This window comes from Glaciecola sp. 1036 (assembly GCF_050306235.1).
Taxonomy (GTDB): Bacteria; Pseudomonadota; Gammaproteobacteria; order Enterobacterales; family Alteromonadaceae; genus Glaciecola.
Genome location: NZ_JBLWFH010000001.1, coordinates 459,970 through 482,822, shown reverse-complemented (window position 1 = coordinate 482,822; position 22,853 = coordinate 459,970). Strand labels below are relative to the sequence as shown.

21 protein-coding genes are annotated in these 22,853 nt (G+C 40.4%); 16 read left to right on the top strand and 5 right to left on the bottom strand.

Annotation, left to right across the window (positions count from 1 at the left end; genetic code table 11):
* Nucleotides 1-93 precede the first annotated feature (93 nt).
* Nucleotides 94-972 (top strand): LysR substrate-binding domain-containing protein, encoded by an 879-nt coding sequence (locus tag ACNKW3_RS02115; protein ID WP_427397635.1) that lies wholly within the window; start codon nucleotides 94-96, stop codon nucleotides 970-972.
* A gap of 80 nt (nucleotides 973-1,052) precedes the next feature.
* Here ACNKW3_RS02115 and asnB read toward each other — a convergent pair whose 3' ends face one another.
* On the bottom strand, nucleotides 1,053-2,729 hold the full coding sequence (asnB, locus tag ACNKW3_RS02110) for an asparagine synthase B (protein WP_427397634.1): 1,677 nt from the start codon (nucleotides 2,727-2,729) through the stop codon (nucleotides 1,053-1,055).
* 341 nt (nucleotides 2,730-3,070) lie between these two features.
* Entirely contained in the window at nucleotides 3,071-4,738 is a 1,668-nt protein-coding gene (locus ACNKW3_RS02105; protein ID WP_427397633.1) for a M28 family metallopeptidase, read from the bottom strand.
* Between the two features lie 80 nt (nucleotides 4,739-4,818).
* On the opposite strand from ACNKW3_RS02105, the gene ACNKW3_RS02100 reads away from it, so the two are divergent.
* Nucleotides 4,819-5,610 (top strand): DUF3025 domain-containing protein, encoded by a 792-nt coding sequence (locus tag ACNKW3_RS02100; protein ID WP_427397632.1) that lies wholly within the window; start codon nucleotides 4,819-4,821, stop codon nucleotides 5,608-5,610.
* Between the two features lie 46 nt (nucleotides 5,611-5,656).
* Here ACNKW3_RS02100 and ACNKW3_RS02095 read toward each other — a convergent pair whose 3' ends face one another.
* On the bottom strand, nucleotides 5,657-6,373 hold the full coding sequence (locus tag ACNKW3_RS02095) for a YIP1 family protein (RefSeq protein WP_427397631.1): 717 nt from the start codon (nucleotides 6,371-6,373) through the stop codon (nucleotides 5,657-5,659).
* Between the two features lie 196 nt (nucleotides 6,374-6,569).
* On the opposite strand from ACNKW3_RS02095, the gene ACNKW3_RS02090 reads away from it, so the two are divergent.
* From ACNKW3_RS02090 to ACNKW3_RS02035, 12 genes are all read left to right on the top strand, one after another.
* Entirely contained in the window at nucleotides 6,570-7,352 is a 783-nt protein-coding gene (locus tag ACNKW3_RS02090) for an ATP-binding cassette domain-containing protein (protein WP_427397630.1), read from the top strand.
* Nucleotides 7,352-8,557 (top strand): ABC transporter permease, encoded by a 1,206-nt coding sequence (locus ACNKW3_RS02085; RefSeq protein ID WP_427397629.1) that lies wholly within the window; start codon nucleotides 7,352-7,354, stop codon nucleotides 8,555-8,557. Before ACNKW3_RS02090 ends, ACNKW3_RS02085 begins: the two co-directional genes overlap by 1 nt.
* A 50-nt stretch (nucleotides 8,558-8,607) precedes the next feature.
* Nucleotides 8,608-10,533, top strand: coding sequence for an ATP-dependent DNA helicase (locus tag ACNKW3_RS02080; RefSeq protein ID WP_427397628.1), 1,926 nt, complete (start codon nucleotides 8,608-8,610; stop codon nucleotides 10,531-10,533).
* On the top strand, nucleotides 10,534-11,223 hold the full coding sequence (tsaB, locus tag ACNKW3_RS02075; protein WP_427397627.1) for a tRNA (adenosine(37)-N6)-threonylcarbamoyltransferase complex dimerization subunit type 1 TsaB: 690 nt from the start codon (nucleotides 10,534-10,536) through the stop codon (nucleotides 11,221-11,223).
* 2 nt (nucleotides 11,224-11,225) lie between these two features.
* On the top strand, nucleotides 11,226-11,525 hold the full coding sequence (locus ACNKW3_RS02070) for a hypothetical protein (RefSeq protein ID WP_427397626.1): 300 nt from the start codon (nucleotides 11,226-11,228) through the stop codon (nucleotides 11,523-11,525).
* 79 nt (nucleotides 11,526-11,604) lie between these two features.
* Nucleotides 11,605-12,321, top strand: a complete 717-nt coding sequence (locus tag ACNKW3_RS02065; protein ID WP_427397625.1) for a Slp family lipoprotein — start codon at nucleotides 11,605-11,607, stop codon at nucleotides 12,319-12,321.
* Nucleotides 12,254-13,153, top strand: a complete 900-nt coding sequence (locus ACNKW3_RS02060) for an alpha/beta fold hydrolase (protein WP_427397624.1) — start codon at nucleotides 12,254-12,256, stop codon at nucleotides 13,151-13,153. Before ACNKW3_RS02065 ends, ACNKW3_RS02060 begins: the two co-directional genes overlap by 68 nt.
* A 151-nt stretch (nucleotides 13,154-13,304) precedes the next feature.
* Nucleotides 13,305-14,966, top strand: coding sequence for a long-chain-fatty-acid--CoA ligase FadD (gene fadD / locus ACNKW3_RS02055; RefSeq protein ID WP_427397623.1), 1,662 nt, complete (start codon nucleotides 13,305-13,307; stop codon nucleotides 14,964-14,966).
* Between the two features lie 3 nt (nucleotides 14,967-14,969).
* Nucleotides 14,970-16,157: a ribonuclease D gene (gene rnd / locus ACNKW3_RS02050; RefSeq protein WP_427397622.1), complete on the top strand. Its 1,188-nt coding sequence runs from the start codon at nucleotides 14,970-14,972 to the stop codon at nucleotides 16,155-16,157.
* On the top strand, nucleotides 16,138-16,434 hold the full coding sequence (locus ACNKW3_RS02045; RefSeq protein ID WP_427397621.1) for a YcgL domain-containing protein: 297 nt from the start codon (nucleotides 16,138-16,140) through the stop codon (nucleotides 16,432-16,434). Before rnd ends, ACNKW3_RS02045 begins: the two co-directional genes overlap by 20 nt.
* 3 nt (nucleotides 16,435-16,437) lie before the next feature.
* On the top strand, nucleotides 16,438-17,094 hold the full coding sequence (locus tag ACNKW3_RS02040) for a fumarylacetoacetate hydrolase family protein (RefSeq protein WP_427397620.1): 657 nt from the start codon (nucleotides 16,438-16,440) through the stop codon (nucleotides 17,092-17,094).
* On the top strand, nucleotides 17,094-17,603 hold the full coding sequence (locus tag ACNKW3_RS02035; RefSeq protein WP_427397619.1) for a YcgN family cysteine cluster protein: 510 nt from the start codon (nucleotides 17,094-17,096) through the stop codon (nucleotides 17,601-17,603). The genes ACNKW3_RS02040 and ACNKW3_RS02035 overlap by 1 nt, the downstream gene beginning before the upstream one ends.
* On the opposite strand, the gene dsbB is transcribed toward ACNKW3_RS02035, so the two are convergent.
* Entirely contained in the window at nucleotides 17,578-18,099 is a 522-nt protein-coding gene (dsbB, locus tag ACNKW3_RS02030) for a disulfide bond formation protein DsbB (protein ID WP_427397618.1), read from the bottom strand. The genes ACNKW3_RS02035 and dsbB overlap by 26 nt on opposite strands.
* Nucleotides 18,100-18,176: 77 nt before the next feature.
* Nucleotides 18,177-19,778 carry a sodium/proton antiporter NhaB gene (nhaB, locus tag ACNKW3_RS02025; RefSeq protein ID WP_427397617.1) on the bottom strand — a complete coding sequence of 534 codons (1,602 nt, stop codon included), beginning with the start codon at nucleotides 19,776-19,778 and terminating at the stop codon, nucleotides 18,177-18,179.
* 261 nt (nucleotides 19,779-20,039) lie between these two features.
* Between nhaB and fadR the strand changes: the two genes are divergently transcribed.
* The gene (fadR, locus tag ACNKW3_RS02020) at nucleotides 20,040-20,750 is read left to right on the top strand and encodes a fatty acid metabolism transcriptional regulator FadR (RefSeq protein WP_427397708.1); all 711 of its coding nucleotides are present in this window, start codon (nucleotides 20,040-20,042) and stop codon (nucleotides 20,748-20,750) included.
* Nucleotides 20,751-20,806: 56 nt separating this feature from the next.
* Nucleotides 20,807-22,846 (top strand): FAD-dependent oxidoreductase, encoded by a 2,040-nt coding sequence (locus ACNKW3_RS02015; RefSeq protein WP_427397616.1) that lies wholly within the window; start codon nucleotides 20,807-20,809, stop codon nucleotides 22,844-22,846.
* Nucleotides 22,847-22,853: the final 7 nt, after the last annotated feature.

Here is a 22,853-nt window from a genome sequence, read left to right as displayed (position 1 = left end):
TAATTTATAGATGCCTATTGTATATCTGTTAGATTTTGTAACAATAGCTTATCTATGTAAATAACTTTTACCATATGGTAATAATGAGGTTGAGTGGCAAATTGGGACGGCATAAACGAGTTTGTAGCGGTTGCTGAGACCAAAAACTTCACGTTAGCTGCAAAGCGCTTAGGTATTTCTACCGCACAGGTATCGCGACAAATTACTAAGTTAGAAAACCGTTTAAGTACTAAATTGGTGAATCGTACTACAAGAGTAGTCGCAATTACCGATTCTGGCGAGACCTTTTATCGTCATTGTAAACCCGTTTTAGAAGAATTAGACGCAGCTGAAAAGTTGATGACAGATCTTCGTGCCAAGCCTGCAGGTAAACTAAAAATGACAGCGCCGGTAACCTATGGAGAGCGAGTCATTGCACCACTGGTAAATGATATTGCCCAAGCATATCCAGAATTGCAAATTCATTTGCACTTAACTAACCAAGTGGTAGACCTAATACAAGAAGGATATGATTTGGCCGTTCGCTTAGGAGAATTAGAGGATTCCTCTTACATTGCACGTCGATTATCTAGCCGTGCCTTGCACTTGGTAGCATCGCCAAAATATTTGCAAGCTCATGGAACGCCAATGACTATTGCTGATTTATATAAACACCATTGTATTTTAGGTACGGCGGATAACTGGAAGTTTTTGCGAGATGGTAAAACCGAAAATGTAAAGGTAAATGAAAAACTGCGCTGTAATAGCGGAATAGCATTAATTGATGCGGCGCTTAAGCATTTAGGCATAGTGCAATTACCCGATTATTATGTAAAGCCCTACCTAGCATCTGGTGAGTTAGTCGATTTATTGCCTGATTTGCAAATAAACGAAGAACGCATCTGGGTGCTGTACCCACCATCTAGGCATTTGTCGCCGAAAATTCGTGTGGCTATTGATTGTTTGATTAATGGTATACAGCAAGCTCAATAAAAAACGCGAACTATAAAGTTCGCGTTTTAATTGTCTTATTTGGCCTGCCGGTTAATTTGACTAACCGACATAATCACAGATTAAGATTGTTTACCAAATTCACCTGCATGCACGTTTTTCATTGAACGGCCCGATGGATCTGCTGACTCTTTAAAGCTAGCATCCCACTCAAGTGCTTCAACGGTACTACAAGCGATAGATTTTCCACCAGGTACACATTTCGCAGCGCTTTCTTGCGGGAAGAAATCTTCAAAAATAGTGCGATAAAAATACCCTTCTTTAGTGTCTGGCGTATTAATTGGGAATCTAAACTCAGCGGTAGCTAATTGTTGGTCTGTCACCATTTGATCAGCATACTCGCGAATAGAATCAATCCAAGAATAGCCTACACCGTCACCAAACTGTTCTTTTTGACGCCACAGTACTTCTGCGGGTAAATAGGTTTCATCGTCGAATGCTTTACGCAAGATCCACTTTTCCATGCGACCATTGATACACATCTTATCTTTAGGATTAAGGCGCATAGCAACGTCCATAAATTCTTTATCTAAGAAAGGAACGCGAGCTTCAACGCCCCATGCAGAAGTAGCTTTATTTGCTCTTGCACAATCAAACATGTGCAGGCGATCAAGCTTTCTAACCGTTTCTTCATGGAACTCTTTTTCATTAGGCGCTTTGTGGAAATACAAATAACCACCAAAGATTTCATCTGATCCTTCACCCGAAAGTACCATTTTAATCCCCATAGCTTTAATCTTACGGGTCATAAGGTACATAGGTGTAGCGGCACGAATAGTCGTAGTATCAAAAGTTTCTAAGTGATAAATCACATCACGAATAGCATCTAAACCTTCTTGAATAGTAAAATGCACTTCATGGTGGACAGTTCCAATCATGTCAGCTACTTTTTTCGCAGCTAATAAATCTGGTGCGCCTTTCAGACCTACAGCGAAGCTGTGTAAGCGTGGCCACCAAGCATCCGATTTGTCTTCATCTTCTACTCGTTTAGCAACATAACGTGCGGCAACAGCAGAAACCAATGAAGAATCAAGACCACCAGATAGTAATACTGCGTAAGGAACATCTGACATCAAGTGAGATTTAACCGCTTTTTCAAATGCGTGTTTTAGATCTTCAAGGTTAGTTTCGTTATCTTTAACAGCATCGAAACTCATCCAATCTCGCTCATAGTATTTGGTTAATTTACCGTTGAGCATGTAATGTCCAGGAGGAAACTCTTGTACCGTTTTACAAACAGGTACCAAGGCTTTCATTTCAGACGCCACATAAAAGTTACCGTATTCATCGAAACCTGTATAAAGCGGAATAATGCCAATATGGTCTCTAACAACTAAATAGTCCCCTGTGGACTTATCATAGAGCACAAAAGAAAACATGCCTTGTAATTTATCAATAAATTCAGTGCCGAATTTTTGATATAGCGGCAGAATAACTTCACAGTCAGAACGTGTCGCGAAATTATAATCACCACAATATTCTTTTTCTAAATCCTTGTGATTATAAATCTCTCCATTTACGGCTAATATTTGATTACCATTATCACTGATTAATGGTTGAGCGCCTGTGTCAACGTCTACGATGGCCAAACGTTCATGACAAAGGATGGCTTTGTCGTCATGCCAAATGCCAGACCAATCAGGGCCTCTGTGCCTGAGTAGCTTGGCTAACTCAAGGGCTTTGGTTCTTAATTCTGTTGTATCCGACTTGATGTCTAGAATACTAAAAATACCGCACATAAAAGGATTCGCCTCTGTTCAACTAGTAATTGATGTAGAAAACCTGATTACAGGTTTTTTGTTTACTGTCGTGGGATGCTACTTACTCGAGAATAGTCAGCACTTATTTTTGTCGACACTGTTTTTATTTTTATATGGTGTCTAGAGCCTATTGATCTTTGTAAAGTGATAAACACGCTCTAGGTAGGGAATTTGCCAGTTTAAAATTAATTTGCAAGTGTTAATTATGTCAAAACCCAAATTGCATAGGTTTTTTTACTAAAAGATAACAAAAAGCCAAGTTAATTCAGAATTCATAATTAAAAAACCCGCCGGTACGGCGGGTTTTAAGTTGGTATTATTTATTTGCGTTGGAATTCACTGGTTGGATTCCATGCTGGCCATGCATCAGTGTTGGCTATTTCATAACCTACTTCAAACAATAACTGAGTATCTTCAAGAATTCCGCCCATATCCCATTTTTCTCTGAATTGGTCGCAAACTTGATGGTAACAACCCGTAACCACTACATTCATTCGCTTTCTATAGTCAGCTGTAGCTTCATCAATGGGAATTTCGCCACCTTTTGCGTATAGAGCCGGGACACCTTGTTTGGCAAAGCTAAAATGATCTGAACGATAGTAGTAGCCCGCTTCAGGTCGACCTTCTTCAACAATTTCACGCTGTTGTCTATCTGCAGCTATTTTTAGGTAGTCTTCTAATTCTGATTTTCCTTTACCAATAACGGCAATATCCTTGGTTCTTCCTAATACATTCATTGCATCAAGGTTGATATTGGCTACTGTGTCTTTTAACGGAATAATTGGATTTTCCGCGTAGTATTTAGACCCCAGTAATCCTTGTTCTTCAGCGGTGACAAATAACATGGTGATAGATCTATCAGGTGCTTGATTTAAATCACCATAAGCTTCTGCCATTGATAACAAAGCTGCTGTGCCTGTGGCGTTGTCATGGGCGCCGTTATAGATATGGTCGCCGTCTTTAGAATCATCTGTACCTAAATGGTCCCAATGGGCGGTGTAGATAATATGTTCGTTAGGCGCTTTGCTACCTGGTAATGTTGCTATGACATTATTACTGACAGATTTTTCAAAATCGTTTTTAACCGTTACTGAAGCAGTTTGATTTAATGCAACCTGGTAAGGACCTGAAAGCGCTTTGGCTTTTTCTTCCTCGAAGTTTAAACCGGCATTTTCAAATAAAGTCACCGCGGCTTCGCGGGAAATCCAGCCTTCGACTGCAACGCGAGATGCCCCTTGGTCTTCCGACACTAAACCGTATTGAGGTCCGCTCCAACTATTGGCAACTACAGTCCACCCATAAGATGCCGGCGCAGTTTCATGTACTATGAATACCGCTTCAGCACCTTGGCGGCTTGCTTCTTCATATTTGTATGACCATCTACCATAATAGGTCATGGTTTTGCCTTGGAATTTACCAGAATCAGGGTTTTCAAATCCTGGATCATTTACCAATACAATGACAGTTTTACCTTTTACATCCACATCGGCATAGTCATTCCATTCATATTCAGGTGCATTAACGCCAAAACCTAAGAAGATGACCTCTGAATCTTTAAGTGTTATCTCAGCCTGTTCACGTTTAGAACCCGCAACCATACCTTCTTTATATTCAAGGGTTTGATCACCCAAGGTTAGCGTCATATCTGGATCTGCAGTTATTTCCATCAGATCGACTTGCTGAAAAAAGCTATCGCCATTGCCTGGCCCAAATCCAGAAGCTTTTAAAGAGTTTACGAGATAATCTAGGGTTTTTTGTTCACCTTCAGTGGTAGGTAAACGACCTGCAAATTCATCTGATGCTAGGGTTTTGATGTGTTCACGCAAATTATCGACTGAAATATCAGCATAAACTTGCTCAAAATTACTGGGTGTTTGTGGTTCAGTTGTTGTACTAGGCGCTTCGGGCTCTTTGGAGCAAGCTGAGGCGAGCAGTACTACCGCTGTAAAAATACTGAATTTTACAGGGTTCTTTGATAGCATTCCCATCGTTTTTCCTCTTTTATTATTATCAAATTCATCTTTAAAACGTCGATTAGGTTATGAGTATATGACATTGCAGGCCACAAGTGGATAATCTCAACCATTTAATTTCACAATATGAGCAAGGCGAGTTAAGTCAGGCCTTTGCACATATTTTTAAACAGCTTCCGCTTCCGCTAACAACAGAAATTAGTTTACACGCAGATGGCCTAAATGCTTTGCGGCCAAACAATGCCGAATATTCTTTTATCGATCAAGACAGTTGTCAATTGCAAGGTTACTACGAAGAAATCATTTATAGAGATCGAGTAATACCCACCCGTCGCAATAATCTGCATGATTTATGTAATGGGCTTATCTGGCTATTGATGCCTAAAACTAAAGCGCTATTGAATGAACTTCATATTGAGCAAATTCGAAAAATTGGGCTTTCTCCTAGAGGGAGAGTGCGAGATCGTATCACCCATTTTGATGAATGCGGAATCGTTTTATTTTGTCATCAAGTGGATGTGATAACAGATTTATCTCAGCATAATTGGCAATCCCTGTTTATTCATAAAAAGGAATTATGGCACCGTAATATTCGGCCGTTTGTATTTGGACATGCCAATTTGGAGATGTTGTTAGCGCCCTTTATCGGATTAACCGCAAAAGCCTTAGTGATTAATTTGGATTGTCCAGTTGACAGTTTATCCCAATGCCAGTTAGATCAGCATCTAGCTAACTATTTAGTTACTAACAACTTATTTGAGCGGCCTAGACCCTTGAAGCCGTTGCCGATACTGGGGGTACCAGGATGGTATGGCGCAGAACAAACAACAGAGTTCTATGGGAATAAAGACTATTTTATGCCATTGCGAGAAAAGGCTAGCCAGTAAAAGAACTGGCTAGCAATTAATGACAAAAATAAACACGCTCTAGTTTTTACAGGATGAAAAATAGGAATGGTATGCCCCAAATCACAGCATAAGGAATTAACGCAATTATCATGGATTTTTTAAAATTAAAACTGGTCCAGGTGTTTACGCAATAAGCTGATAGTAAGATTGACCATAAACTGTCTAATCTTATGTTACTCAAAAAGTTGAATGCTTCTGATGTCATATCAAGACCAAAAATATATGCCATAGACAGAGGCGCCATTATTGCTGTATTTACTTGAACATTCTGTTCTTGTAGCGCAAGAAGAAGACAAGCAAAAAAACTGTTAATAATGGTGGGCATATAGATCCACCACATGGCCCCATACCAATCTGTAAAACCTTGAACGTTGGTTTCATCATTGCGTGTCACAAAGGTAAAATACCCAGCAAAAATTGCAGTTATTAACGAAATAAAAATAGGGATGACAAAATAACTGTACACATAAAAGTTTTCAGGCATTTGTCGCTTGTAATTTTCTATTTCTGCAGGGCTCCCATCAGGATTCGCAGCCAATGCCATTTGATTTACTAACCATGATAAATCAACCACATGGTAATACAGATAAACAGGTAAAATACCCATAACTATCACTAAAATGAAGGGGACCCAAGACCAGCCATTGACTTTGCCTACGGCAGTAAACACGGCTTTAGGCTTATAAAATACTTCACTGGCCGCCTGTAAGGGGTTAGTGACGGACAATTCTTGTTCAGACATCATTATTCCTTGATTATTGTTGTTACGCCTTTTTTCGCTACTTTACGTCAGTTTATAAACTTTTAACAGGGTTTGAAAACTGTTGTAACAATTTAGTGGGGAAAAAGTATAAGTCTGTCTATTGGTTAATTATTTTCTTTGTTTTATGCTGTCTGTCAGCCTTACAAAGCTAACAAAACCATGGAAGATTCAATGCATGATTAAAATTTCCAATCTCGCAAAAAAGTTTAAAGTTGAAAACCCTAAAAAATTAAGCGAACAAGATAAAAAAGATCCGCGTTTACAGGGGCGTTATTTTCATTCCATTAAAGACGTCAGTTTATCTTGTGATAACGGTGAAGTACTAGGGTTACTTGGTCCCAATGGGGCAGGGAAAACTACCACATTAAGAGTGCTATCAACTGCCCTAGAACCAGACCAAGGGGCAATTGAAATCAATGGTGTTGATGTTATTCAAAATCCAGTGGAAGCGCGTAAAAAAATTGGTTTTCTTTCTGGTTCAACGGGCTTATATGGACGCTTGACTGGACGAGAGAATATCGCATATTTTGGGCGTTTGAATGGCCTGTCAGATGCGCAAATCGAAGAAAAAATTACCGTTTTAGCTAAGCAGCTGGATATGGAAACTTTTTTAGATAGACGCAGTGAAAATTACTCAACAGGGATGAAACAAAAAACATCTATTGCACGCGCTGTGGTGCACGACCCTGAAGTAATTGTATTGGATGAACCAACCACTGGGTTGGATATCATGGCTACTAGTACAGTGATTGAATTTATTCGTTCGTTAAAAGAAGCCCGTATCCCGGTGATTTTTTCTACTCACCACCTAGATGAAGTGGCTGAACTTTGTGATTCAGTGGCCATCATTGATCAGGGTATAACTACCTTTCAAGGTAGCTTAGACGACTTTAGAGCAAAATCGGATGCTAGCTTACATCACGCATTCTTAGCATGTGTGAAAAAGGAGAATGTATAATGTGGCAAATACTTAAAAAGGAACTGCTAGAAATAACAAGAGATCGCAAGACTCTGTTTTTTATGATTGCTCTGCCAATTTTGATTTTTCCTCTATTGATTGGTGGTGTCATTTATCTTGGGGCTTCAGCAGCTTCTGACGCGAAAGCCAAATCCTTGGATTTTGCCGTGATTACTAATGTGGCAAATGTAGAACTTGCTGACAAATTAGCAGCGGTGGATAATCTAAACTTAATCGAATTAACACAAACACCGAGTTCTGATGAAGAAATTGCGCAACTGATAAAATCAGGCGAGCTAGATTTCGTATTAAAAATTCCTGATAACTATGGCGATGATTTGTTAAATAGTGGACAGATCCTAATTACACTTTATCTCAACGCTGCACAGTTAAATTTTGTTCAAGAAAGGCTTGATGAGATTACTAAAGAAATTTCAGAGCGGAATCAAAAAGCAGCCTTTGAAATATTAGGCGTTTCTCCAGAGGTTCAAACGGGCTTATTAGAACCTATTAAAATAGAGCGTGAAAACGTAGCCGATCAGCGAGAAACAATTGGGGCGACCATAGGTGGAATGATCCCGTATTTCTTGTTCATCCTATGTTTGCAAGGTGCCATGATCCCTGCTGGGGACATAGGCGCGGGTGAAAAAGAAAGAGGCACTTTAGAAACCTTATTATTATCGCCTATTAGCCGAACACAAATTGTATTAGGGAAATTTTTGACCTTATGTGTTGCGGGGGTAACTTCTGCATTGGTTACCGTGCTGAGTATCGCCATCTGGAGTTTGGTGGTAAGTCAAGGATTTCAAATAGAAAAAGTAGCAGAATTCATGTCTTCAATCGATCTAATTGACTTCTTGTTAGTGTTTTTCATGCTGGTGCCCATAGTCGCTATCTTTTCTGCTTCCTTATTATCGCTATCAATCTATGCTCGGTCTTATAAAGAAGCTCAGGGCTATATGTCACCATTGATATTTGTGGTGTTGGTGCCTGTTATGATTGCCTTGATGCCCGGAATCGAGCTTAAAGGCGTTTACGCTTGGATTCCCTTAACCAATGTAGCCCTTGCCATAAAAGAATTGGTTAAAGGCACTATGGATTACTTCCAATTATTGGCGATATTTGGATCAAGCGTATTACTTGCCGGCGCACTACTTTATTTTTGCGTTTATTGGTTTAATCGTGAAAAAGTCTTGTTCCGATAAGCTAAATACTATTAAATACGGCGCTTTATTTTTGTAAAGCGCCATCATCTATGTCCTCTTCTGTCGAACAATTTTTTGCTCAACAAGGCATCCTTTCCACGCTGGTAAAAGGCTATGTGGTTCGTGAACAGCAGGTTGAGTTATCCAACAAGATTGCCAAAGCATTAGAGCAAAAAAAATGTCTGATAGCAGAAGCGGGAACAGGCACTGGAAAAACATTCGCTTATTTAGTGCCAGCGCTGCAATCTGAAGGTAAAACCATCGTTAGTACGGGTACTAAAAACCTGCAGGAACAACTATACAAGCGTGATTTACCTTTGGTTAAAAATGCCATTGATAAAACCCGTAAAACTGCGTTGTTAAAAGGGCGGTCAAACTATTTATGCACCTACCGTTTACGTTTAAACGGTGGCGATCACATGCGTTTAGATCAGCAAACGCTACATCAGTATAATCTGGTGAAAAAATGGAGTAATACCACTACCACAGGGGATATCGGTGAACTTTCAGCGCTTGAAGAAGGGGCAAGTGTGATTCCTTTGGTCACCTCCACTGTAGACAATTGTTTAGGTAAAGATTGTAAAGATTACGACGATTGTTATTTATTCAAAGCCAGACAAAAAGCTTTAGCGGCAGACGTAATTGTGGTCAATCATCATTTGTTTTTTGCAGATTTGGCGTTAAAGGAAGGTGGCTTTGGTGAGCTAATTCCCCAAGTGGATACCGTGGTTTTCGATGAAGCGCATTTATTACCCGATATTGCCAGTGATTACTTTGGTAAAACATTTTCTAGTCGGCAACTTAAAGATTTGTTGATCGACATTGAGAAAATACAAAAAGTAACCCTTAAAGATGCACAGCAACTTTCAGATGTTGCCGTTAAAGCGCAACATAATATTGTCGATTTGCGCTTATGCGTTCAAGCTGAACCGAAAAAAGGTGAGTTGAGTGAATTGTTAGTTGATTCCAAGTTTAATGGGCAACTACAACGCTTATATGAAGTGCTAGAGCAGGTGCTGGCAATTGCCGATTTGCATGAAGGTAGGGAAGATGATCTCGATAAATTATTTGAACGATTGCGAGAATACACCGCCAATTTATATGAGATTACTAATACTCAGCAACAAGATGTCAGTTTGTGGTATGAAACCACTAAATTGCATATTGTTTTCCACTTAACACCGTTAAATATCAGTCAACAATTTTCAAATATTGTGCGTAAAAGCCAAGCGGCTTGGATTTTTACCTCGGCTACCATCAGTGTGGGAGAGAGTTTTAGCCATTATCAAGAGGCTATGGGGCTAGAAGACGCGCAAACAGTGCAATTAGACAGTCCGTTCGATTATCCTAATCAAGCCATGCTGTGCGTGCCAAGATATTTACCTGCGCCACAACACATCGATATGAAAAAGCATCTAACGGATATTGCCGTGAGATTAATTGACGCCAGTGGCGGACGCGCTTTCTTCTTGTTTACTTCTCACTACATGATGCGAGAAGTGGCAAAGTTGGTGGCAGAAAAGCTTGATATAAAAGTGTTAGTGCAAGGGGATGCTAGCAAACATTCCTTGCTGGATACCTTTGTTAAAAAATCCGATATTGCCTTGTTTGCAACGGGCGCCTTTTGGGAAGGCGTAGATGTAAAAGGTGAAGCCTTGCAATGTGTTATGATAGATAAGTTACCTTTTGCGTCACCGGATGATCCCCTGTTAAAAGCCCGTATTAAAGATTGCCGAGCTAAAGGTGGAATACCATTTGATGCTATTCAAATACCAAAAGCTGTCATTACCTTGAAACAAGGGGCTGGACGATTAATTCGAGATCATCAAGACAAAGGGGTTTTAGTGATCTGTGATACCAGATTAGTCAGTAAGTCATATGCAAGGACCTTTTTAAAGAGTTTACCTAATATGCAAAAAACCAGAGATTTAACTAAAGTGGAAGCATTTCTAAAGCAAATAGGGGAAGGCGCATAAATGGCAAATATTTTAGCAATAGATACTTCTACAGAAGCATGCAGCGTTGCATTAACTTACAATGGCGAAACGGATTTTATATTTGAAATTTGTCCACAGCAGCATAGTCAGAAAATCTTAACCTTTGTTGACCAACTGCTAGCACGCAATCAAATTGGCTTAAATGCGATTGACACCTTGGCGTATGGGTGTGGACCAGGAAGCTTTACCGGGGTAAGAATAGCTGCAAGTACAGTGCAGGGTTTGGCGTTTGGTACTGACTTACCTGTAGCTCAAGTATCTACATTGGCTGCTATGTGCTATCAAAATTACAAGGAAAACAAGGTTTCTGAAACCCTAGCCTTGATTGATGCCCGCATGAACGAAGTTTATTCGGGCTACTATCGCTGTAGTGAAGACGGTATTTTACATCTGGCTGAAGAGCAGGTAGTGCCGCCGGAAGAGATGAGAGAACTGGTAGCAGGATTATCTTCTGAGCAGTTTGTTGGCACTGGATACGAAGCGTATCAAGACGTCTTAGGTATAAAAACACTACCCAAACCTTTAAAGGTTGAGTATCCTAATGCAGTAGCTATGTTAGAAATTGCTGATTTCTATAGACAAAAAAATGCATTGGTGGATGCTGAGTCCATCGCCCCGACATATTTACGTGACAAGGTAACCTGGAAAAAACTACCCGGTAGAGAATAAATATGCAGCCAATCAGAAGTCTTCAAGGACAACTCTTTGTTAATGAAAATCCAGTTCAACCAAAACATAAAGCGGTTGATCCGGTCAAACAACAAGATACGTATCAATCAACGACTAACGATTTTGTAAAAAGTGCGACTGAAACAACAGAAGCCGTGTTGGAACAAGTATTTGCACGAGCAGATACTTATGCTGGAATTTCCTCTAGTGCACAAAAAAGCCTAGAGGCCTATCATCAAGTAGAAATTAACCATAAACGTGAAGTCGTTAAAACTTTGTTAGGCGTCGACCTTTACGCCTAAAAGGCGGGAATATATTATCTAGGAAAGGAACTAAGCGAGATATACCTAGCCTAAATGTATGGAAAACTAGGAGTTACCTATGATTAAAAAGTTAATATGTTTATCAATCGTTAGTATGATAGCCGCTTGTACACATGTTCCAAACGAGATTGACGTCCAACAAAGCACTGTATTAGTCCCGTTTGAAGATGTTTCCAAAACTACGCCAATGCCAGAACAAATGGGCGAAAAAGCGCGATGGGGTGGCAAAATTGCTCAGGTAGTCAACAAGAAAGACGTGTCTGAAATCGAAATCGTATTTTTTCCAGAATTGCGAAGCGGTAAGCCTAAAGTTTCAGATGAAAGTATCGGGCGCTTTAAGGCGGTAGTCGATGGTTTCGTTGATCCTATGGTATTTGAACAGGGCAGATTAATCACAGTTGTGGGTAGTATAGGGAAGATTGAAGAAGGTCTTATTGGTGAGCAAGCTTACAACTACCCTACGATAAATGCTGAAGGTTATTACATGTGGCGTAAAACTGCTGATGTAGAAGTGGAAACTATAGGTTTTAGCCCTTTTATTTATGGAAGTCGGTATCACAATAGCTTCTTTTATCCTTGGTATGACCCTTGGTGGTTCAGCAGAAGTAAACAGCGTGTGAAGGTTATATATAAAGACGCTCCAGCTCAAGGCGGTCGTGATAACTCTTCTAGTAACAATAATTCGTCCACATCAAATCGAGGTAGTGGTGCAGCAGACAAACCCCAAATTTCTCAACCAAAACCCAGACGAAACAACAATAGCAAACGAGATTAATTGTATCGAGTATTCGGCGGTCGTCCACGATCGCCGGATCGCTGGTTTAACCAATAATAATGTGGGCAAACCTTTAATCATTTGTCTACATGGCTACTTAGATAATGCTGCTTCATTCTTGCCCTTGTTTCCACACTTCACCGATTATCACGTCATTGCCATAGATCTAGCAGGCCATGGCAAGAGTGACCATAGAGCTGGACAATCCCTATACCACTTAACTGATTATGTGTATGAGCTTTACGAATTTATACATCATCAGGGGTTTAAAGATATTGTTCTGATGGGACATTCTTTTGGCGCCATTTTAAGTTCAATCTTTACAGCAACCTACCCTGAATTAATTAAACACTTTGTGTCTATCGAAGCTATAGGACCACTCAGCCAACCAGCTGAAACCAGTGTTGAGCAATTACGGAATTCGTTTACAAGTCGATATCGTTTATTAGAATCAGAGCATCAACAGCCGAAAGATTTTGAATCTCTTGTAGAGCATCGTCATAGAGCAACTGGTTTATCTAAAGAAAATGCTAGTGGCATCTTGCAGCGCAATACCAAAGTGGAAAATGGGAAACTATTGTGGTCCAGCGATAGAGCTTTGAGAACTAAATCGTCGTTAAGATTTACACCTGAGCAAGCTCAGAATATCTTACATAACATAGGCTGCCCAACCACTGTCATTTTAGGCTCTGAAGGTCATAAAGAATATAAAGAACACATTGATAAATTACCGATAAAGAATATTTTTTGTGCCGAAGCCAAGGGGGGGCACCACGTGCATATGGACTCTCCGGAGTCTGTAAGTCATATAATATTGCGAAGATTGACGTGATTTTGCGACTATAACGCACAAAAAACACGCATAAAGTACAGCAATTGCAAACTTTAATTTTAATTTGTCGTATAGTCCATTAGTATTGTAGGGAAGGTTACCTTAGGTAACAGATACCAATTAGAATATTAATAAATTAGGAATTGTATCTGTGGAAAAGATTTGGCTAAAAGAATACGACAATGATGTTGCGCCTGAAATCGATGCAGACAAATACCCCTCTCTCGTAGATATCTTTGAAAAGTCAGTATCTGAATATGCCCATAAACGTGCTTTTATTAATATGGGGCATAGTATTACGTTTGAAGATTTAGACGTACTCTCAAAGCAATTCGCTGTTTATTTACAAACCTCAGGTTTGGAAAAGGGCGACGCTGTGGCGATTATGATGCCAAATCTATTGCAATATCCTGTCGCACTTTTTGGGATTCTAAGAGCCGGTATGACGGTGGTAAATGTTAATCCCTTATACACTGCAAGAGAGCTACAACATCAGCTAACAGATGCAAATGCAAAATGTATTGTAATCGTTGAAAATTTTGCCTCTACCCTAGAAAAAGTCATAGATAAAACCCCAGTCAAACAAGTGGTACTTACCGCTATGGGGGATTTATTACCCTTTCCTAAACGTTGGCTGGTAAATTTTGTCGTTAAGCATGTAAGGAAGCTAATTCCTAGCTTTGAGCTTCCAAATGCAATTAAATTTAATAGAGCATTGGCAATGGGGGAATCCGGCAATTTTTCAAAACCCTCAATAATAGGCGAAGATATTGCTTTTCTCCAATATACGGGAGGAACTACTGGGGTTAGTAAAGGCGCAATGCTGACTCATAGAAATATGGTTGCTAATTTAGAACAGGTGGCTGCAGTATTTGAAGGTTCTGTTTCACCAGGTAAAGACATGGTAGTTACAGCATTACCCCTTTATCATATTTTTGCATTAACCAGTAATTGCTTAACATTTCTTCGCTTTGGTTGCCCTAATTTATTAATTACCAATCCTAGAGACATGAATGCCTTTGTAAAAGAACTGAAAAAGCATAACTTTGCCATGCTTACAGGGGTAAACACCTTGTTTAACGGTTTATTGCATACGCCTGGCTTTGCAGAACTCGACTTTTCACGCTTTAAATTTGCCTTAGGTGGCGGCATGGCAGTGCAAAAGCCAGTGGCAGAAAAATGGCAGCAGGTGACAGGTAAAGTGTTAGTGGAAGGTTATGGCCTTACTGAGTGTTCGCCAGTGGTATCAGTTAATCCTGTCAGTAAAGCACAATATAAAGGCTCCATTGGGCTACCTTTGCCTTCAACTGAAATCATGATTAAAGATGAAGACGGGAATCAATGTGACATTGAACAGCCAGGAGAGCTTTTTGTAAAAGGTCCACAAGTGATGGCTGGCTATTTAGGCAGAGAAGAAGCTACTGCAGAAGTCTTACAAGATGGCTGGTTAGCCACAGGAGACGTAGCCAAAATAGATGAGCAAGGTTATCTTTACATAGTTGATCGTAAAAAAGACCTAATTCTAGTTTCAGGTTTCAATGTATTCCCCAATGAAATAGAAGAAGTGGCTGCTATGCACAGCGGTGTGCTAGAGGCCGCCGCAGTCGGTGTTCCTCATGAAGTAAGCGGCGAAGTAGTTAAATTGTACGTAGTTAAAAAAGATCCAGAGTTAACGGAAAAAGATGTGATTGCTCACTGCAAATCCTTGCTTACTGGATACAAAGTACCGAAAATTATTGAATTTAGACAAGACTTGCCTAAATCTAACGTAGGTAAAATATTGCGACGAGAACTGCGTAGCGATGAGTCATAATCAATGGACGCATTTGCAACGCTAAACACTCAATATCAATACATTGAAACTCAAGAAGCCTTAGATGCTTTGTGCGAGCGGCTCGCTGAACATGAATTTATTTCTTTAGATACCGAGTTTGTCCGAACCAAGACCTTATATCCATTGCTTGGACTCATTCAAATTTTTGATGGGAAACAGGTTTATCTTATCGATAATACTGTGATGCAAAGTTTGGCATCATTGAAAGCCTTGGCCATCAATCCTAACGTGGTAAAGGTTATTCATTCATGTTCAGAGGATTTAGATGCTATTTCCTATAATGTTGGGAGTTTTCCAACACCAATTTTTGATACCCAAATTGCCGCTCACTTTTTAAACTTGGGAAATAGTCTCGGCTATGCCAATTTGGTTGAAAAGCTGTGCAATGTCTCTTTAGATAAAACCGAATCCCGCACTGACTGGCTTGCGCGGCCACTGCGTAAAGAACAATTAGAATATGCGTCGGCAGACGTTACTTACTTGTATAAAGTTTACGAAATCCTAAAAGCTGAAGTGCAGCAAAAAGGATTTTTAAATATGGTAATTGACGAAGCCCAGTTGATGGTGGATAAAAAGCTTAATGCCGTTCCTGAGGACAATGCCTATTTGAATTATTCGAATGCTTGGAAACTCGCACCGAAAAATTTGTATGCCTTGCAGCTATTGGCTGGGTGGCGATTACAGTTGGCACGAGAGCAAAACATTACCTTGAATTTTATTCTTCGCGAGAATGTCATTTTGGAAATTGCGCAAAAGTTACCAAAATCACCTAACCAACTATCGAGAATGTATGGTATTACCAGAAAACAAATACGGCTTTATTCTGATACTGTGCTGGGTATAGTCAGGCAAGTCGAGATGGCGGATGAATCGGCATATCCAGACCGAATTGAACGCTTAATTAATTTTCCATTGTATAAAAATGCATCCAGTGAAATTAAGCGTCAAATAATGGAAGTGGCAGAAAAAACAGGCTTGCCAGAATCGGCGATTGCGTCTAAGAAACAAATTAATGATGTGTTAAAATACACTTGGTTTGAAAAATCAGATCTTGAAGATAGGCAGTTAAAACCCGACCTATTAATGGGATGGCGTCGCGAATTATTAGGCGCAAGAATATCCGAGTTATTTTCAGAATCAGGAAAGTACCATGCTCGTCGCAGTCTATAAATCGACAAAACGAAAAGACACCTTTTTATATGTCAGTCAAAGAGATCATTTTGACGACGTACCCAAGCCTTTGCTAGAGATGTTTGGTACACCAAAATTCGTAATTTTAGTTGATATTAGCAACAAAAATAGCGTTGCAAATTTACCCACAGAGGAATTTGTCAAAGAATTTAAAGAGAAAGGATTTTATTTGCAAATGCCGCCGGTAGAGCAAGATTTATTGGCAGAGCATAGAAAAGCATTAGGCTTAACTGAAACTCCTGATATTAAGTTTTAAACCATGAACTACCAACATCGCGGCCTAAACACTCAAATCAATCTTCCCGTCGGTAAAGTCGTTTGTGTCGGGCGTAATTATTTGGATCACATTGCTGAACTTAATAATACAGCGTCTGAATACCCTGTTATTTTTATGAAGCCTAGTACCGCACTTTGTGATTTTTCCCAGCCTATTGTATTGCCAGAAAATAAAGGTCAATGTCACAACGAAATTGAACTAGCGTTTTTAATTGAAAAGCCACTCAAAAATGCAGAGATCGATGAATGCAGGCAGGCCATTTGGGGCGTTGCTTTAGGGCTAGACCTAACCTTAAGGGATCTGCAAAATGAACTTAAAGCACAACGACTTCCATGGGAAAGGGCCAAAGCATTTGATGGCGCTTGCCCTATAACCCCCTTTGTTTCTTTGGACAAATCACACCCGTTAGAATTTGAATTTTCGTTGACGGTTAACAACAGCATAAGACAGCAAGGTGATAGTCGATTTATGATTTGGTCGACTTTACAATTATTATCAATTATCTCTAGTGAATTTAGCTTACTTCCAGGTGACATTGTGCTCACTGGCACGCCTAAAGGTGTTGGGCCATTAGCGTCAGGTGACCAACTTAGCTTGTGTTTGGACAACTTACTTGAGCTAACGACTGAGGTGCAATAATGGCGCAAAAGTCTCCGCATACTGCGCAGTTAATCAAGTCAGAGTTTTGGAAGCACAAAACCCTTTCACAGATGTCAAAACAAGAGTGGGAAGCCATTTGCGACGGTTGCGGTCGATGTTGCCTACATAAATTTATAGAGGATACAGAAAGCTCTGAGGACCAAGATCCTAAAAGCGCATTACACTACACCAATATCGCCTGCTTTTTATTGAACGATAAAAGCTGTGCCTGTATGGCTTATGAAAAACGCACACAGAGAGTGCCCGATTGCGCCACGTTAACTGCACAAAACCTCGAACAAATGTATTTTATGCCGCCTTCGTGTAGCTATAGACGCTTTCATGAAGGAAAGGGCTTATCTGATTGGCATCCGCTGTTAAATAAAGGCAAAAAAACCAAAATGCATGAGCTAGGCATCAGTGTTCGCAATAAAACGGTCAGCGAAGAAGATGTTAATCTCGACGATTTTGAAGACTATATTGTTACTTGGCCACTTGACGAAATTTAATTAAATAAGTCACAGCAACAGCTATACCCAAGACTAAATAGACAGAAAATATAATCTGCATCCATTGCGCCATTCCCATAGATAAAAACTGCCAACTGTTGTCGTCACAATTACCAGGGCCTGCGAAAATATTCGGCAGCCAATGATGTAAAGGAAGAAAAGAAGGAAATTCAGGTTCAATGGGGCAAGGAGGAATTAAAAAGCTTTTGGGGAAAATTACTTCTAAATGTTCATTCGCCACTATCAATCCCATAATAGCTGAATATATCCAACCTATAAGGCCAATAATTCGAGTTATCCAATGCATTTTTATTAGAGGTAAGGCGGCGGCTAGGGTGATACCGACAATGGCGGTACGTTGGTAAATGCATTTAACACAAGGCAAATAGCCTTGCACATGTTGAAAATAAAGCGCAGCGCATATTAGGGTAAAAGCGCTGAGGAACAAAATAAACCAAGGTTGTCTACCTTTACTCCAAGTGACTAACCAATCCATTTTTGTTCCTCATGTTCACATAATATTTTTCGCTTAATCTACCTTAACGAGTCATAAAATCAAGCGCCAAAATATAATCAATGATGAGGCTCTTCTTGAATGCCGTGCATGGCTCCTTCTGCTGCACTGGCGCTGTGATGCTCAATCAAATGATGTTGATATAAGAATTCCGTCATGTCCACCAAACCATAGGCAGTAATGCTTAATCCGATTATGGTGAGCACTATGGTGTAGGGCAGTGCCATAAATACCATACGACCATAAGAGAGACGTAATAGAGGCGCGATTGCCGATGTTAGCAAGAACAAGAATGCTGCTTGCCCGTTTGGCGTAGCAACACTTGGTAAATTGGTACCAGTGTTGATAGCGACCGCTAGCAAGTCAAATTGATCGCGGGTAATTTCTCCGGCTTCCAGTGCTTTTGCCACTTCAGTGATATAAACCGAGCCAACAAACACATTGTCACTGACCATAGACAAAAGTCCGTTTGCAAGATAAAACAGTACCAACTGCGTTTCACCTTCATAGGTAAGAACAAATTCAATCACAGGTTGAAACAGTTTTTGATCAATAATGACAGCTACTATGCCAAAGAAAACACATAGCAGAGCGGTAAATGGCAGGGCTTCTTCAAACGCTTTACCTATTGCATGTTCTTCAATAATACCGCTCATTGAGGTGGCTAAGACTATTACGCTTAAGCCTACAAGGCCAACAGACGCCATGTGTGTAGCTAGAGCGACAACTAACCAAAGACCGATCAAAGCTTGTACCGCCAAGCGAGCCTTATCACGAGGCGTGCGTTCTTGGTCCATATGCTGATCGTAATCTGTCAATATAGCTCTTACAGACTCAGGCATTTGAGCGCCATAGCTGAAAAACTTAAATTGCTCTAATAACCAGCAAGTGAGTAAACCACCAATAAAAACGGGAATGGTCACCGGTGACATACGCATAAAGAACTCGATGAAGTTCCAACTGGCTTTATCGGCAATAATCAGGTTTTGCGGTTCTCCCACCATGGTCATTACGCCACCGAGCGCTGTACCAATGGCAGAGTGCATCATAAGGTTACGTAGGAAGGCGCGAAAATCTTCTAAGTCATTTTTCTTTGGCTGAGTTACATCATTGTCTTCGGTATGATCATGATCTGCATGAAACTCTTTTCCAGAAGCCACTTTGTGATAAATGGTGTAAAAGCCTAGCCCAACACTAATAATAACAGCAACCACGGTTAATGCGTCTAGGAATGCTGACAATACAGCTGAAGCAGCTAAAAAAGAAATGGAAAGAATGGTTTTATTCTGAACTTTGATGATCAGTTTGGTAAATAAGAACATCAATAAGTCTTTCATAAAATAGATACCAGCAACCATAAAAACCAAAAGTAAAACCACTTCAATATTGGTTTCTATTTCATGCAACATGTGATCAGGGCTCGTCATGCCTATAAATAGGGCTTGAATGAGCAGGAGTCCACCAGGTTGTAACGGATAGCATTTTAATGCCATCGCCAAAGTAAAGATGAATTCTATTACTAAAATCCAACCTGCGATGTAAGGGTTCGCCAGAAACAGCAAAGGATTGATGATCAAAAATGCAATGATCGCTTGTTTAAACCAATTTGGCGCAGGGCCCAGAAAATTTCTATAAACCGCTTGAAGTGCATTTGTTTGCATTATTTGTTCTCAAAATTGAATGGTTAAGGCTGGTCGCATTATCCTAAATATCGGCGAATTAGTGAATTAATTAAAAAATTTGTGCTAAAAACTAGTAGTTTAGTCTAGTTTTTTTACATTTGGTGGTTATTTTACGCACCAATTTCAAACTGGGGGCGAGCTTATATTATTAACTATCGTAAGATGCTACATTTATACTTCCCTAATTTGCGTCATCTGGTACAATCAGTTAAAAATTCGTTAACAAATAGAAATATGAGCATTATTTATAAGTCGCAGAGCCCAGCAGGATTCGCTGAAGAATACATTGTTGAATCTATATGGAGTGGACGTTTCCCTCCCGGTACAATTTTACCAGCGGAAAGGGAGCTGTCTGAACTTATAGGCGTAACTCGCACAACTTTACGTGAAGTATTACAGCGTTTAGCCAGAGACGGTTGGCTGACTATTCAACATGGTAAACCTACTAAGGTAAATAACTACTGGGAAACTTGCGGGTTAAATATTTTAGAAACCTTGGCGCGTCTTGATCAGGAAGGACAACCAGAGTTGTTAGATAACCTTCTATCTGCCCGAACCAATTTATCCGCCGTGTTTATTCGTGGTGCGTTTAAACAAAATGCAGAGCAATCAAGAAAGATCATTGAGCGTTATACCTCGGTAGGTGATTCTGGGGAAGAGTTTGCTCAACATGATTACCAAATGCATCATGATTTGGCCTTTGCGTCTAGTAACCCTGTGTATGTATTAATGATGAATGGATTCAAAAGCATTTATGCACGCATCGGTGGTCAATTTTTCTCTTATGCCAGCGCACGCAGCGTAGCCATAGATTATTATCAGCAGTTACTACAAGTACTTGATTCTGGCGAGCACGACCGTGTAGTTGGCGTTGTGCGTAAGTACGGCGTTGAGAGTGGCAAAATTTGGCAAGAATTTCGTCAAACTATGACCAAAAACCTTGTCGATTAATCTCTTTTTAATTGCATAAATTTACCTTAGTTTAAAACACACTGAGAGGGGCAACTATGTCTTTAGCAGAAAAAGTTTCTACACCTTATCCGCATCTATTTAGACCTTTAGATTTGGGGTTTACCCAATTACGTAACCGTATCATCATGGGTTCCATGCACACTGGTTTGGAAGAATTGCCCGATGGCCACAAACGTATGGCCGCATTCTTTGCCGAGCGCGCCAGAGGCGGCGTTGGTTTGATAGTGACAGGTGGTATTGGCCCTAATGACGAAGGTGCTACACACGCTGTAACCAAACGCCTAGATTCTGAACAAGCAGTCATCAATCATAAAGAAGTGACAGATGCCGTGCATGCTGAAGGGGCAAAAATTTGCATGCAAATTCTGCACACAGGCCGCTATGCATACAATAAAAATCTAGTAGCGCCTTCTGCAGTACAGGCGCCAATTAATCCATACACGCCAAAAGCTTTGGATGAAGAAGGCATTCAAAAGCAAATCGATGATTTTGTCTATACAGCAAAACAAGCCCAGCGTGCGGGTTACGACGGTGTTGAAATCATGGGATCTGAGGGATATTTCTTAAATCAATTTATTGCTCAGCGCACGAATAAACGTGACGACCAGTGGGGCGGGGAATATGAAAACCGAATCCGCTTGCCTATTGAAGTAGTGCGTAGAGTACGAGAAGCTGTCGGTGAAGAGTTTATAATCATTTACCGTTTATCAATGCTGGATTTAGTGGAAGGTGGCAGTACTTACGAAGAAGTTAAAACCTTAGGCTTGGAAATTGAAAAAGCGGGCGCTACTATCATCAACACTGGTATTGGCTGGCACGAAGCTAGAATTCCCACCATTGCTACTAAGGTGCCTAGAGCAGCTTTCACATGGGTAACAGCGAAATTTAGAAAAGCCTTAAATATTCCTGTAGTCACTTCTAACCGAATAAATACCCCAGAGACAGCTGAAGAAGTCCTCGCTAGAGGTGATGCTGATTTGGTTAGTATGGCTCGACCCTTCTTAGCAGATGCTGAATTTGTTAACAAAGCAAAAGAAAACAAAGCCAGTCAAATCAATACCTGTATTGGGTGCAACCAAGCCTGTTTAGACCATGTATTTGCCGGTAAAATGACCAGTTGTCTAGTTAACCCAAGAGCTTGTCATGAGCTAGAACTGAACATTGAGCCAGCCGCAAAACTTAAAAAGATTGCGGTAGTTGGTGCAGGTCCTGCTGGGCTAGCGGCGTCGTTAACGGCGGCTCAACGAGGTCATCAAGTAACCTTGTTTGAAGCTGATAGTGAAATTGGTGGGCAGTTTAATATTGCTAAACAAGTGCCCGGAAAAGAAGAGTTTTACGAAACTATTCGCTATTTTAATGTGCAATTGGCATTGCATCGAGTTGATATTCGTTTGAATACCAAAGTGGACGCTGCAATGTTAGACGAAATGGGATTTGATGACGTTATCATTGCTACGGGTATCCAACCTAGAACGCCTGACATTCAAGGCATTGATCATCCAAAGGTGTTAAGTTACATCGATGTTTTAAAGCTTAAGAAGCCTGTTGGTAAAAGCGTCGCTGTAATAGGCGCTGGCGGTATTGGTTTTGATACTTCTGAGTTTTTAACTCACGGTAAAGTCTCTACATCTACCAATATTCCTGCCTTTATGAAAGAGTGGGGAATCGACATGGATCTTGAGGCCAGAGGTGGTGTAGAGGGCATGAAACCTTTACCAGAACCGTCTCCCAGACAAGTGTTTTTACTGCAGCGTAAATCGACTAAGGTTGGTGCTGGCTTGGGCAAAACCACTGGTTGGGCACACAGAGTCGGCCTTATGATGAAAGGCGTTAAGATGATCGCTGGTGTTGAATATGAAAAAATTGACGATCAGGGATTACACATTAAGGTCAATGGTGAAGCTCAATTATTAGCAGTGGATAATGTGGTTATATGTGCAGGACAAAATCCATTGCGAGATTTAGCGGAGAACTTGAAAACGCCACACCATTTAATTGGTGGCGCAGACGTTGCTGCTGAATTAGATGCCAAGCGTGCAATCGATCAAGGGACACGTTTAGCCGCTAGTTTATAGTGGCTAC